The organism is Streptomyces sp. NBC_01433, from assembly GCF_026340105.1.
In the GTDB taxonomy this organism is placed as follows: Bacteria; Actinomycetota; Actinomycetes; order Streptomycetales; family Streptomycetaceae; genus Streptomyces.
Genome location: NZ_JAPEPM010000001.1, coordinates 2,207,601 through 2,221,390, shown reverse-complemented (window position 1 = coordinate 2,221,390; position 13,790 = coordinate 2,207,601). Strand labels below are relative to the sequence as shown.

At 70.4% G+C, this 13,790-nt stretch carries 11 protein-coding genes and 1 pseudogene; 9 read left to right on the top strand and 3 right to left on the bottom strand.

All coding sequences use genetic code 11. The annotated features are described in order from the left end of the window. Window positions 1–98 precede the first annotated feature (98 nt). A pseudogene (locus OG413_RS46895) lies at window positions 99–539 on the bottom strand (ATP-binding cassette domain-containing protein); the annotation flags it as partial. 288 nt (window positions 540–827) lie between these two features. Between OG413_RS46895 and OG413_RS10055 the strand changes: the two are divergent. Then, a complete protein-coding gene (locus OG413_RS10055; protein ID WP_266804425.1) occupies window positions 828–1,283 on the top strand; it encodes a hypothetical protein in 456 nt (151 codons plus the stop codon). Window positions 1,284–1,498: 215 nt separating this feature from the next. After that, window positions 1,499–2,413, top strand: a complete 915-nt coding sequence (locus OG413_RS10050) for a DUF4157 domain-containing protein (protein ID WP_266804424.1) — start codon at window positions 1,499–1,501, stop codon at window positions 2,411–2,413. A gap of 217 nt (window positions 2,414–2,630) precedes the next feature. Here the strand turns inward: OG413_RS10050 and OG413_RS10045 are convergent, their stop codons facing one another. After that, window positions 2,631–3,962, bottom strand: a complete 1,332-nt coding sequence (locus OG413_RS10045; protein ID WP_266804422.1) for a hypothetical protein — start codon at window positions 3,960–3,962, stop codon at window positions 2,631–2,633. A 211-nt stretch (window positions 3,963–4,173) separates the two neighbouring features. Between OG413_RS10045 and OG413_RS10040 the strand changes: the two genes are divergently transcribed. From OG413_RS10040 to OG413_RS10025, 4 genes are all read left to right on the top strand, one after another. Then, window positions 4,174–4,800 carry a response regulator transcription factor gene (locus OG413_RS10040; protein WP_266804420.1) on the top strand — a complete coding sequence of 209 codons (627 nt, stop codon included), beginning with the start codon at window positions 4,174–4,176 and terminating at the stop codon, window positions 4,798–4,800. 133 nt (window positions 4,801–4,933) lie between these two features. After that, window positions 4,934–6,988: an HYR domain-containing protein gene (locus OG413_RS10035; RefSeq protein WP_266804419.1), complete on the top strand. Its 2,055-nt coding sequence runs from the start codon at window positions 4,934–4,936 to the stop codon at window positions 6,986–6,988. A 115-nt stretch (window positions 6,989–7,103) separates the two neighbouring features. After that, a complete protein-coding gene (locus OG413_RS10030) occupies window positions 7,104–8,027 on the top strand; it encodes a DUF4255 domain-containing protein (RefSeq protein WP_266804417.1) in 924 nt (307 codons plus the stop codon). After that, a complete protein-coding gene (locus tag OG413_RS10025; RefSeq protein ID WP_266804415.1) occupies window positions 8,024–10,093 on the top strand; it encodes an ATP-binding protein in 2,070 nt (689 codons plus the stop codon). Before OG413_RS10030 ends, OG413_RS10025 begins: the two co-directional genes overlap by 4 nt. Window positions 10,094–10,215: 122 nt before the next feature. Here the strand turns inward: OG413_RS10025 and OG413_RS10020 are convergent, their stop codons facing one another. After that, window positions 10,216–10,491, bottom strand: a complete 276-nt coding sequence (locus tag OG413_RS10020) for a hypothetical protein (protein WP_266804413.1) — start codon at window positions 10,489–10,491, stop codon at window positions 10,216–10,218. Window positions 10,492–10,832: 341 nt separating this feature from the next. On the opposite strand from OG413_RS10020, the gene OG413_RS10015 reads away from it, so the two are divergent. The 3 genes from OG413_RS10015 to OG413_RS10005 all read left to right on the top strand — a co-directional run bounded on the left by OG413_RS10015 (window position 10,833) and on the right by OG413_RS10005 (window position 13,758). Next, window positions 10,833–11,639, top strand: coding sequence for an alpha/beta fold hydrolase (locus tag OG413_RS10015; RefSeq protein WP_266804412.1), 807 nt, complete (start codon window positions 10,833–10,835; stop codon window positions 11,637–11,639). Further along, on the top strand, window positions 11,636–12,913 hold the full coding sequence (locus OG413_RS10010; protein WP_266804411.1) for a cytochrome P450: 1,278 nt from the start codon (window positions 11,636–11,638) through the stop codon (window positions 12,911–12,913). Before OG413_RS10015 ends, OG413_RS10010 begins: the two co-directional genes overlap by 4 nt. A 272-nt stretch (window positions 12,914–13,185) precedes the next feature. Continuing rightward, entirely contained in the window at window positions 13,186–13,758 is a 573-nt protein-coding gene (locus tag OG413_RS10005) for a DUF5753 domain-containing protein (protein ID WP_266804409.1), read from the top strand. Window positions 13,759–13,790 lie beyond the last annotated feature (32 nt).

Genomic DNA, 13,790 nt, shown 5'->3' with positions numbered 1-13,790 from the left:
TGGTCCTCCAGCCACGCGACCGCCTCGTCGTCCAGGTCGTTGGTCGGCTCGTCGAGGAGCAGCAGTTCGGGGGAGCCGACCAGGGCCGCGGCGAGCGCCAGCCTGGAACGCTGCCCTCCGGACAGGGTGCCGAGCGGACGGTCGCGGTCCGGGGCGGTGTGCCCGCCGTGCCGGGCCAGGACGATCTCCACCCGGCGCTCCGCGTCCCGGCCGCCCCGTACCTCGTACGCGGTGACCAGCTCGCCGTACGCCGTCAGCTCCTCGGGCGTCGCGCGGCTCAGGGACGCCTCCGCGTGGGCGATGCGCCGCTCCAGGGCGCGCAGGTCGGCCAGGGCGAGGTCGATGGCGTCGCCGACGCGGGCGGTGTCCGGCAGGTCGACGGTCTGCGGAAGATGACCGATGCCGCCGGGGGCCGTGACGTCGACGGTGCCGTTGTCGGGCTGCTCGACGCCCGCGAGGAGCCGGAGCAGCGTCGACTTCCCGGAGCCGTTGTCGCCGATGACCCCGACCCTTTCGCCGGGGCGGAGGGCGCAGGTCACGCGGTCGAGGACCTGACGGTCGCCGTAGCGCTTGGTGACGTCGGTCAGGACGATCCGGGAGGTGGTGCGGGGCGTTGTGGTGGCTGGGGTCGGCTGCAATGGCGATTCCTTCCGTCGGCGACAGGGCGGTGAAGCGTTGACGAGATGTACGTAACTAGACGAGTCGTATCGTCTCGTTTGGCGCAGGTGGCAGATTGGCGCGATCGCTCGGGCCTCGCAAGACGTATCGTCTCGCCGTCTCGGCGGCGTTGGTTGCCAGCGTTGGCTGTCGGCGTTGCGCTGTCAGTGGTGGATGTCAGGATCGGATACGTGGACATCGGCAACTGGCAGTTGTTCCTGGATCGTTGGAGTGGGCAATGGGTCGCGGCACAGTCCGCGCTCGATCCCGAGGAGGTCGACGAAGGGGCGGAGGGCGGCCGGGAGCGCTTCGGGAGTACGGCACGCGGAGGCGGGGCCGAAACCACCGGGACGCCGCCCGAGGGTCTGGACCCGGCCCTGTTCGGTACCGCTCTCTTCGGCGCCGGTCCCCACGGCCTCGTCGACGGGGCCGGTCCCCACCTGGACCAGGACGCGGAGATACGGGCGCTCGACGCGATAGCCGGGGCGTTCGGGGTGACGCTGCCGCGGTTCGCCCTGCGCCACGGCCGGTTGCACGCGGTGCGGGGTGCCTCGTGGACCCGGCGGCCGGGGTCCGGAGAGAGCTACGTGTCGGTGAGCGTGGCCCCGGCGTGCGACACGCACTGAGCGGTGGTGCGGTGCCGCCGCCTCGGGCGGGTGTGCGGGCGGGGGCGCGGGGACGTCCGTACTGTCCGGGTGCCCGAAAAGGCAGCACCGGGTGCACCGGACCGGCCGGATGCGGGCTGGACGGGGCAGGGAGCCTCCCGTAATGGTGGAGAGCCGGGACCGGCGCGGGCCGCCACGGCGGACGTCTGCGACCGGTGCGGTCAGGGGAGATGGCGATGAACGCGCACGACCACGAGCATCAGCACGAGCAGGACCCGGAGCGGGCCCACGACCACGACCTCCCGCGCGAGAGCGAGTACGGGCAGGACGAGCACGGGTGGCACGAGCACGCGGACGCGGTCGCGGCGCCGAGGACGGCGGACGTCCACGACGGCGGGGCGGACACGCACCACCTCTTCCGGGCCGCCGCCGCCGGGCGCACGGACGTGGTCGGGACGAGCGGGATGGGCATGCTCCAGCGGACCGTGGGCAATGGCGTGCTCGGCCCGATGATCCAGCGCGCCAAGGCCGGCCCGTCCGGACCGGCGGAGGAACAACCCCAAGAGGCGCAGCGCTCACCCGTGCACGACGTCGTGGCGTCCGGCGGCGGTTCGCCCCTGGACACCGACACCCGTACCGATCTGGAGAGCCGCATGGGCGCGGACTTCTCCGACGTACGCATCCACAACGACTCCGCCGCGCACGAGTCGGCGAAGGGCGTCGGGGCGCACGCGTACACCGTGGGCAACAACGTGGTCTTCCAGCGGGATGCGTACGATCCGTCGTCACCGCAGGGCCGTACGACACTGGCCCATGAGCTGACGCATGTGATCCAGCAGCGCAGCGGGCCGGTCGAGGGCACGGAGGCGCCGGGCGGCATCCGGGTCAGTGATCCCTCGGACCGCTTCGAACGGGAGGCTGTGTCGAACGCGGACCGGGTGCTGTCGGACCCGGCACCCGTGTCGGCCGAGCCCGCTCCGGCCGCCGTCGCTACCGCTGTTCCCGCCGCTCCGGTCGCGTCCGCCGCGCCTTCCGTGCAGCGTGCGGCCACGGAGGACGAGGACGAACAACCGGCCGATGTGCAGGGCTCGTTCGTCCAGCGGGCCGAGGAGAAGGGCCCGGAGGAGGACGAGGAAGCCCCGCCGGCCTGATCCACCCGCCCGGCCGCCCCGCAGCCGACCGGACCGACGGCGCGACGGCGCGAAGCCGCCTGGTCCGCCCGGCCGCCCTGATTCGACCGGCCTCCCTGACCTGACCGGTCCGACGACCGGACCCGGACCGACCACCGGCTCGGACCGACCACCGGACCGGCCCGACCACCGGCCGACCCGACCACCGGCCGACCCGAGGTCCGGCCCGGTCGGGTGGTCAGCCTGCGGAGTCCGGGCGCATCGTGCCGCCGAGGAACAGCGACTCGGCGCACCGCGTAGGCGCCGGTGCGCCCACCGGCTTGCCGACCTTCCGGCAGTCGATGGTCATGGTGACCTTGCCGCCCGCGGGCACCAGGATCGGGGTCACGAAGTGGTAGTCGGAGTCCCGGAAGTTCTCCAGCCCGAGGCTCAGCACACGGTTGTCCTTCCCGGCGGAGACGGTCACCGTTCCCGCGTCCCCCTGCGGGTTCTGCACCACGATGTCGGTCAGCTGGAACGTGTGCCCGTCCGGCACCTGGAGCGCGGTCGAGGTGTTCGAGCCGCCGCCCACCGCGTCCCTGACCCGCACCTGGGCGCTGGTCGGGGCGGCCGACGCCGCAGAGTCTCCCGCAGCACCCGGGCTCGGGGAGGGGCTGGGTTTCGACGTGCTGCCGCCCGTGCCCGCGCCTGCGGAGTCGCCGCCTCCGGAGCCCGCCCCGGATGTGTCGCCCTGGACCGGCGCCTTGCTCTTGTCGGCCGCGACCGCGGAACGTACCGCCTCGGGCGTGACCGCCTCCCGTGCCGCCGACTTCACGGCCGGGCGCAGCAGGGCGTACCAGAGGCCGACCAGCGCGATCAGCAGCACCGCCGCCGTGATGAGGGCGCGGGGAAGCCAGCGCGGAAGGATCGGTTCCTGCTGGTAGGAGCCATCCACGAGGACGGGTTCCACCGGCTCCTGGCCCTCTGCCACCTGCGGGGCGGCGAACACCTGGAAGGGGTGCGTGACCGGCGTACCGCGCCACATCCGCTTGGCGGGACGGACGCGCAGCTTCCCGAACTCCGCTTGCCCGGGGGCGACCTGGAGCTCGGGGACGGCGAAGGCGACGCGTGCCAGTTCCGAACCGGGCTGGGCGCCGAGCCGCACGGTGACCGGTGTGTTGCCCCGGTTGTCGACGGCGAACTGGTGCCGTCCGCCGCGCGAGCCGTGTGAGCTGCGCGGTACCAGTTCGGCGGTCGTCTCGGTGAACGGCAGTACCGTCACCCGGCCTTCGGGCACCACTGTGCCGTCCGGCTCGCTGGTGGGCACCACCCGTATGCCGAACGGGGTCTCGCCCGCGAGTACGGTCGAGTCGCGGGGCGGCCTTAGCATGAGCGATACGGTCCGGGAGTCACCCGGGTACAAGGACAGGACCGCCGGCTCCACCGCCGACCAGGCGGCACAGGCGCCCACCACCTCGAAGCGGTATTCCTCGACGGTCTGGCCGGAGTTGAGGACCCGCAGGGGGAGCGCCGTGTCCTCGCCGGGTGCGGCGGTGACGGACGACTCGTCGAGACTTGCCGTAAGACTCATACGGCGGACCGTAGGGGCGCCGACGCCGTCGGGCATCGGCCGTGAAGGAACACTTTCGGGCAGATGTAGTGCCCGTAACCACCTTTTAGTTTCCTCGTCAGTAAACATGGGAATCTTTTGACCGCCTCATAACTAATGAGGCAGACGTGTGCAGCTGTGAGGCTTGAGCATGCTGTGATGCTTCCGGCTGTTGCCCAGGGGGAGCATTGACATGGAGCGCACCACTGTCGCATTAAGGGCCCAAGATCCCATTTCGCAGGCGGGCGTGGCCAGCCAATTGAGGGCCCGTCCCGAGGTCAGTGTCATGGAATGGGGCGAGGCCGAGCCCTCGCCCCAGGTGGTGGTCGTGGTGGTGGACGCGGTCGACGAGGACGTAGTGAGGATGCTGCGCCACATACAGCGCACGAGTACCGCCCGCACCGTTCTGGTCACCACGGACATCGATGAGCAGAAGCTGGTGAGCGCCGCGGAGTGCGGTGTCGCCGGTGTGGTCAGGCGCTCCGAGTCGACGCCCGAGCATCTGGTGCATGTCATCGGGACGGTGGCGCGCGGCGAGGGCCACTTGCCCTCCGACCTGCTCGGACGCCTCCTCGAAGAGGTCGGCAGGCTCCAGGGGCAGGTGCTGGGTCCGCGCGGTCTCCACTTCACCGGACTGGCGGCGCGTGAGGTGGATGTGCTGCGGCTGGTCGCCGAGGGGTATGACACCGCGGACATAGCGACGAAGCTCGCTTATTCGGAACGCACGATCAAGAACGTTCTCCATTCGGTGATGACCCGGCTTCAACTGCGCAATCGTTCCCACGCGGTGGCGTACGCGATGCGGCAGGGTCTTATTTGATCTTTGTGTGTCGCCGCATTGCCTCAAAGGGCAATACGGCCTTCCCCGGGGTGTGGCTCACTTTTCGGTGCGGACGCGCAGTTTTCGCGGGACCGTGCGAACCGGTCGGGTCGGGTTTCGGGGGAGGAATTCCGTGCGGTGGTTTCAGCCAGGAAAAGGATCACGCGGGCCGGCCGGGGCGCGCCGTTCAGCGGCGCTCGTCCTGCTCCTGCTGGCCGCCGGTCTGGCCCCGGCCTCGGGTGTGACCGGTGTGACCGGCGTGGCCACGGCCATGCCGGTTCCCCCGGACCCGTGGGTCACCCCGGCGAGCGTGCACGAGGCGCTCGACCCGGGCGGCTCGACGGGTGTGGACAAGTTCGTGCGTACGCCCGCGATCCCGCCGATGCCGGAAGTGGTGCTGCTGGTGGACGGCACGCTCAGCATGGACGGTGCGATCACGAACCTTCAGGAGAATGTCCGCGCCATCACCGGCAAGATCCTGGGCGAGCAGCCCAAATCGCGCTTCGCTGTGGCCACGTTCGGTGACCAGGAGGGCGACGTCGACGCGGGATACAAGGTGCTCCAGGGGCTGACGGACAACCTTGACGAAGTGCAGACGGGTGTCAACGGTCTGAAGTTCGACCTCGGGCAGAAGAGCCGGGGGCCTTCCGAGGACTGGATCAACGGCCTGTGGCAGATCGCCAACGGGTCGGGCGGTACGACGGTGTTCCGCGAAGGGTCGAGTCCTGTCGTCGTCCTGGTCAGTGACGCCTCCAGCCACGCGCCCAGCAACGGCCACACCATCGACGACACGATCTTCGACCTTCAGGACAAGGGCGCCCGGGTGATCGGCGTCGAAGTGGATACGTCGATCGGAGACGGCCTCAACGGCAACGGCGACGCGGGTAACCCGAACTATGTCGAGAATCCCCCCACTGTGCGCGGACAGGCCACGCGGATCATCAAAGCCACCAACGGTCGACTGTTGGAAGGCATCGACGAGAACAAGGTCGCCGACGCGATCATCGAGGGCTTCGACGACCTTCCCACGTCCGTCCGTTATCAGCTCGACGGCTGCGACCCGCACCTCACCGTTGCCCTCGACCCGCCCATCCGTCAGGTCACCAGCGGCGAGACCGCCCCGTTCGCGGAGACCATCGACGTCTCGGCCGACGCACCGCAGGGCACCACCCTCACCTGCACCGTGCAGTTCCTGCTGAGCACCCACGTGCCGGGGACGGACAGCAGTGGCCCCGCCGCGGTACCCGACCCGGACTTCCAGCAGCAGATCAGCATCGACGTGAACGACATCAACGCCCCCGTCGTCACCGTGGACGACCGTACGGTCCGGGCGAAGGACGACGACGGGGTGCGCATCAGCTACACGGCCACGGCCACGGATGCCCAGGACGGCACGCTGCCGGTCACCTGCACGCCCGCGTCCGGATCGCTCTTCCCGGTCGGGGCGACCACCGTCACCTGCTCGGCGACGGACGCGGCGGGCAACACCGCGACCGACACGGCGGAGTTCGAGGTGCTGGAAGCCCCGGTGCCGCCCTCGTCGGACATCGCGGTCAAGGCCGAAGTCAGCCCGGACCGCACCTACGTCGGGCGCCCGGCCCGTGCCCGGTTCACGGTCACCAACGCCGGCCCGGACGCGGCGACCGGGGTCGTCATCGGCGCGACCTGGCCCAAGCCGGCCAAGGCGAAGGACCGCAGCCTGCCGGGTCTCAACCGGTGTACGGCCGCCAAGCCGTGCACCATCCCCGCCGGGGGACGGATTGAGGTGACGCAGACGGGTACGTACCGGGCGGCGATCACCGGCGACGTACGAGCCACCGTGCGCGGCGAACTGCCCGACCGCCGCACGGCGAACAACAAGGACACGGACCGGCTGCGCGTCCTGAAGCCCTCGCTCACCGTCACCCCGCAGGTCGCCAGGCCGGGGCAGCCCGTACTGGCCCGGGGCAAGGACTATCCGCCCGGCGAGACCGTACGTTTCACGTGGAACATCGGCATCACCGCCGACCGGTCCGGCGTACGGGTGGGCCGCGACGGGACCTTCGAGGTACAGATGCTGGTCCTGCGCAAGGACACGCTCGGCCCGCGCACGCTGCGGGCGGACGCCCGCGACCTCCCCCGTCTCCAGAAACCGGTCCTGGTGGTGCAACGCAACCTCCAGCCACCGGACTTCGCGGGCCGGTCATGAGGAGCCGAGAGGGAGAGGCCGGTACATGAGGAGCCGAGCCCGATGAGCCCAGCCTGAGGAGCCGAGCCCGATGAGCAGAGAAGGATGAGCCGAGCAGGATGAGGGCGGTCACCGGATGATCCACGAGGTCGACGACGTACTACGGTCCCTGATCCGGGCAGAAGTGCTCGAAGGCGGTCAGATCGCAGTGGTCTTCGACGCGCCGACGAGGGAGTGGGCGGCGAAGGTCAACGCTCCCATGGTCAACCTCTACCTCTATGACATCCGCGAGGACATGAAGCGCCGCGAGCGGGGCCTGCACAACGAGTACGACGAGCGCGGGACGGTCGTCGCGCGCCGCCGCCCGCCCCGCTACTTCAAGCTGTCGTACCTGATCACGGCGTGGACGAAGCGCCCGGAGGACGAACACCGTCTGCTGTCCTCGCTGCTCGCGTGCCTGTTGCACTACGAGGCGCTGCCCCCGGAACGGCTCACGGGTTCACTGGCGGAGATCGGGGCCGCCGTACCGATGTCGATCGCGCTGCCGCCGCCCGAGGACCGTTCGTTCGCGGATGTGTGGAGCGCGCTGGGCGGGGAGCTGAAACCCTCGCTCGACCTGGTGGTCAGCGTTCCGGTGACGGCATCGCCGACCTACGTGGCGGGTCCGCCGGTGGGGGACGGGGGGCTCCAGGCACGGTTCGGGGACGTACCGACGCCTCCGGAACAGCCCCGTCAGCCGATGCCGGGGCGTGGGCCCGGTCTGCCGGTGTACGGGTCCCGTCCGGGCCGCCCCGGACGGGTGGTGGTCGACGGGTCCGACCGACGCGACGGCCCCGATGGACGGGCCGGCTCCGATGGACGGTCCGATGCCGATGGACGGGACCGGCGTACGGCGTCCGGTACGGGCGAGCCCCGCCGGGGCCTCTCGCTCCGGATCACCGAGAACCGGGGCGCGAGGGATGGCCGGGACGACCGAGGCAGCCGAGGCAGCCGAGGCAGCCGAGGCGAGAGGGACGGCCGAGGCGGACGTACGGAGGACAGCGAGGACGGCACCGCATGACGACCTCGGGCCACCCCACCGACGACCCGAACCTGCGCCATCTCCTCGCCCGGGCGGTGGCCGTGGAGCAGCGCATCCGCCGGGCGGTCGAGGCCCGGCAGCGCGTCGACCCGGACCCGGACGACGCGTTCCGGGGGCTGTACCTCACGGACGAGAACATCGCGAGGCTGCTGGACGAGGACGCGGTACGCGGGTTCCCCGAGCCGCTGCCGGAGGTCCCGGAAGCCCCGAGTATCCTCGCCCCCGCATCCCGACTGACCTCCCTGGAAACCGAGTTCGGGCTCACGCCGCTCGACATCGAGATCCTGCTCATCGCCCTCGTACCGGATCTGGACGACCGGTTCGAGGCGTTCTACGGCTACCTCAACGACGACGTGACGCGCCGGCGCCCGTCCATCGGTCTGGCGCTGGGACTGTGCGGACTGTCTCCGGCCGACCAGGTGGCACGCGGCCGGCTGTCGGCCCGTTCTCCGCTGCGCGAGGGCCGGCTGCTGCTGGTCGAGGACCTGGACCGCCCGTTCCTGAGCCGCGCGCTGCGCGTACCGGACCGGGTGACCGCCCACCTCCTGGGCGACGACACCCCGGACCCGCGCCTGGCGGACCTGCTGGCCCCGTGGCACGCGATACCGGGCGTCGGCGACCCGGCTCCGCTCGCCGGGGTCCTGACCGACGGAGTCCCGCTGGCCTACCTCGGCGAGGACCAGGGCGGCGCGGGCACGGCGCTGGCAGCCTCGGCACTCACGCTGGCGGGCCGCGGCGTCCTGGGCCTGGACCTGGCACGGCTGGCCGAGGACCCCGCACCGGCGGACGCGGTACGTTCCCTGGTCCGCGAGGCGCGGCTGACGGGCGCCGGCCTGGTCTGCGCCCCGCTGGACGCGGTCTCGCGCGAACACCCGCACCTGCTCAGGCTCCTCACGGCCACCCCCGTACCGACGGTCATGGTGGGCCGGGTGCCCTGGGACGCGTCCTGGTCCACCTCTCCACCACTGCTCCTGCACGCCCCCAGGGTGGAGCCGTCGGCGCGCGGCGCGCTCTGGACGGACGCGTACAAACAGGTGGCCCCGTCCCCCCTCCCGCCCGCCATCGACCCGGACCATCTCCTCGCGCCGTTCCTCCTCACTCCGGAACAGGTGACGGGAGCCGCCCGGAGCGCCGCCCAGACGGCCCGCCTGGCCGGGGGAACCCTCACCCCCGACCACGTACGCCAGGGAGCCCGCGCCCAGAACGCGGCGGGCCTCGACCGGCTGGCCCGCCGTATCGAGCCCACGGTGACCTGGGACGACCTGGTTCTGCCCCCCGACTCCCACACCCAGCTCCGCGAACTCACCGCCCGCGCCCGCCACCGCGACCGGGTCCTGGGGGAGTGGGGCATGCGTCCGGGAGGCGGCAGGGGCCGGGGTGTCTCGGCGCTCTTCGCGGGCGACTCCGGCACCGGCAAGACGATGTCGGCGGAGGTGATCGCCGCAGACCTGGGCCTGGACCTCTACACGGTCGACCTGGCCACGGTCATCGACAAGTACGTCGGCGAGACGGAGAAGAACCTGGAGCGCATCTTCACGGAGGCGGCAGGGGTGAACGGCGTCCTGCTCTTCGACGAGGCGGACGCGATCTTCGGCAAGCGGTCGGACGTGAAGGACGCCCATGACCGCTACGCGAACGTGGAGAGCGCGTACCTGCTGCAACGCATGGAGTCCTTCGACGGCCTGGCCATCCTGGCGACGAACCTCCGGGCGAACCTGGACGACGCCTTCACCCGCCGCCTGGACCTGGTCATCGACTTCCCGGTCCCGGACCCCGACCAACGCCTGGTCCTCTGGGAACGCTGCCTGGGCCCGCTCCTGCCGAGGGGCACGGACCTTGACCTGGACTTCTGCGCGGAGAACTTCGAGCTGGCGGGCGGCAACATCCGCTCGATCGCGGTGACGGCGGCGTACCTGGCGGCGGATACGGGCGAGTCGGTGACGATGCCGACGCTGATTCACGCGATCCAGCGGGAGTACCAGAAGCTGGGACGGCTGACGCTGGCGTCGGAGTTCGGACCGTATCTGCGGCTGGTGCAGAGCTGAGGGCGCGTGGCGGACGCGGCTCGGCGTGCGTGGACATGCCGCTGCCGCTCTCGCTCCGGTACGTGGGCCGTGCGGGGAGGGCGGCAGGGAGCTGCCAGGCAGTCAGGGCCGTCAGGCCGCCATCAGGCAACGCTCCCCATGGTGTCCGCACCCCCTTGCAGCAGAGCGCACGCGGCGTCAATCTCGTCCTGGCTGAAGGCCCCGTGCTCGGCTTCGTGATCGGCGGTCAGTTCGGCAAGGTTGTCGCGCTCGATCTGGCGTCGGATGGCGGCCTCGACGTATCCGGAGACCCCGCGCTTGCCGACACGGGCACGCACAGCCTCGATGGTGCCCTCGTGGACGGACACGGACACGGATCTGGTGGGCCCCTCACCGGGGGCGTGGGCGGAAATCTTCACGAATCGACTCCAACGAGATTTCTGTGAGAAGCGTGGGGTGGCGGATGGGGATCCGACAGTCCCACGAAGATCGCGGTGCACGACGTCCGGACGGGACCGCACGAAAAGTCGGCCATCTCAACCGCAGTGACTCCAACAGCACCAGAGACCAGTCCGGTTGATGTCGGGATCGGGGTCCGGTCCGCACCTTTGCCCGCCGGCATCTGTACCCGTCGGCGTGACATGACCAGCGGCCTTGCGGCAGGCTCCGCGTGTGCCCTTGCGCGGTCTGGTGGTTGCCGCCACCGTGGGCGGGCGGGCTGTTGACGACAGATCATCGCCGTACCGCGACGGGAGCCAGTGTGACCGCATTGTCTGTTCTGCCTCATGTCCTGCACGGCGACGGCCCGCACAAGGTGATCGCTGTGCACGGCTGGCTCGCCGACCGCTCCGCCTACGACCCGCTGCTGCCGGATCTCGACTTCGGTTCGTTCCAGTACGCGGTGGTGGATCTACGGGGATACGGCGAGGCCAGGGACGCGGGTGGTTCGTACACCACGGCGGAGGGCGCCGACGACGTGATCGCGCTGGCCGACCGGCTCGGCTGGGACCGGTTCTCGCTGATCGGCCACTCGATGGGTGGCTCCGTCATCCAGCGGACGCTGGCCGCGGCGCCGCAACGGGTCCGCAGAATCGTCGGGGTGTCACCGGTCCCCGCGTCCGGCCTGCCTCTGCCGCCCGAGCAGTGGGAACTGTTTGCCGCGGCGGCGCAGAACCCGGACAACCGTCGGGCCATCCTCGACACCACCACCGGAGGCCGGCGCCCGGCGGGCTGGCTGGATCGCATGGTGCGTCGCTCGGTCGAGTGCAGCGACGCGAAGGCGTTCCGGGCCTGGCTGGACTCCTGGGCGGGCGAGGACTTCCACGACCGGATCGACGGTTCGACCGTGCCGGCCCTGGCGGTCGCGGGGGCGCTGGACCCGGCCCTCTCCGCCGATCTGCAGCGCGCCACCTGGATGCGCTGGTTTCCGCGCGCCGAACTGGTGGAGCTGCCCTCGTGCGGCCACTACGCGATGGACGAGGCTCCGCTCGACCTGATCCGTGTGATGGAGGACTTCCTGCGGGCGGACGCCGACGCCGACGTGGAGGGCCGCGAGGTGACGGCGTGAGTGGGCCTGACGCCGGATCGCCCGCACCGGACATCTTCGACCCGAGGCAGTACGCGCTGGGCATCCCCCACGACCGCTACCGCCACCTGCGCGATCACCATCCCGTCGCGTGGCAGGAGGAGCCGGAGGTACTGGGGTGGCCTGCGGGCCCCGGCTTCTGGGCGGTCACCCGGCACCGGGACGCCGTTCGGGTCCTGAAGGACTCGTCTGCGTACTCCTCGTACCTCGGCGCCACCCAGATCCGCGACCCGGACCCCGCTGACCTGCCGTTCATCCGCCGCATGATGCTCAACCAGGACCCACCGCACCACCGGCGACTGCGTACGCTCGTCAGCCGCGCCTTCACCCCCGGGCGGGTGGACCGCTTCGAGACGGTCGTACGTGAACGCGCCCGCTCCCTCCTCGACCGGGCGGTCACCGAGGCGCGGGACGGCGATGGCACCTGCGACCTCGTCACCCAGGTCACCGACGACTACGCGCTGCTCAACCTGACGGACCTGCTGGGGGTACCGGACAGCGACCGGGGCCTCCTTCTCCACTGGACCCAACGGGTCATCGGCTACCAGGACCCCGACGAGGCGGGGACGCCGATATTCGGCCCGGACGGCAAGCCGGTCAACCCGCGCTCTCCGGCGTCGCTGCGCGACATGTTCGAGTACGCGCACGAGCTGGCGGCACACAAGCGTCAGCACCCTGCCGACGACGTGATGACGGCCCTCGCCACCGACCCCGAACTGACCGCACGCGAGCTGGAGATGTTCTTCTTCCTGCTGGTGGTGGCGGGAAACGACACGGTACGCAGCGCGGCTCCTGGCGGCCTGCACCTACTGGCCCAGCATCCGGATGCCTACCGGCGTCTGTGCAACGGCGAGGTGGGGTTCACCACGGCCGTGGACGAACTGCTCCGCCGCCACCCGCCGGTCCTGACCTTCCGCCGCACGGCCGCCCAGGACACGGAGTTGGCGGGCATCCGTATCCGCGCTGGCGACAAGGTGGTCGTCTTCCACGCCTCGGCCAACCACGACGAACGCGTCTTCCCCGACCCGCACGCCCTGGACCTCTCCCGGTCTCCGAACCCACACATCTCGTTCGGCGACGGCCCGCATGTCTGCCTGGGGGCGCACTTCGCACGGTTGCAACTACGGGCTCTGTACGAGGAGATGTGCCGAGCTTTGCCATCCGGCCGACTCCACCCCGCGGCCCCACCGCGCCGACTGGTGTCGAACTTCATCAACGGCCTCAAGTCGCTGCCTGTGCGGGTGGCCGATGCGTGATAACTGATCGGTGAGCAAGTTCTTGGCGCATCTCAACGAGTGCCGGCTTGGAAGGCAACCGGGACTGGATCAGTGGGAGGTGGCCGAGGCCTGCGGTGCACCGTGGCGGAGGTGTCCTACTGCGAGGTCGCGGAACGCCATGTCGTGGTAGGCGACTTGGACGAAGTACCGTCGCCGCTCTACAAGGTTCCACACGAACGCTGGGAGACTACCTCGGCGCAGCCAAGAACGCTCGCCAGAAGAGCTGGTGGGAGAGGTTCAACGGCAACCCGATGCCGCGTGGCTTCTCGCTGTTCGTCGACTGGAACAGAGAGCCTAGATCCCCGCGTACGAGAGTAAAGCCGTTCCTGGGTTGCTCCAGGGCATACGTCGATGTCATCACGCGTTGCGGAACTATTGAAAGGGCCGATGCGGATGTGGAGCGACACATCAACCTCCGTATGACCCGACAGACTGCGCTCAGCCGGGACACTGATCCGCTGCGCCTGTGGACGGTCGTCAACGAAGCGGTACTGCGCAGGGTGGTCGGCAGTGCGCCGCTCATGAGGGACCAGCTCATCCACCTGGCCGAGATGGCCAAGCACCCGAAGATCACGGTGCAGGTCCTTCCGTACTCGCACGGTGCACACCCCGGCATGGCTGCAGGCCCGTTCCAGATCCTGGGGTTTCCTTGGTCGGCCGATCCGGGCATCGCGTACGTGGAGCATCGGGCCGGAGCCCTTTACCTCGAAAGTGCCCACGAAGTCGATGCGCATAATGTGGCGTTCGAGCACCTGGTAGGGCTGGCTCTGAGTCCGGACGCGTCGATCACGATGGTGCGAGACCTCGCGGAGGAGTACGCATGACGGGCACCGAACCAGTCTCTCTGTCAGGCAAG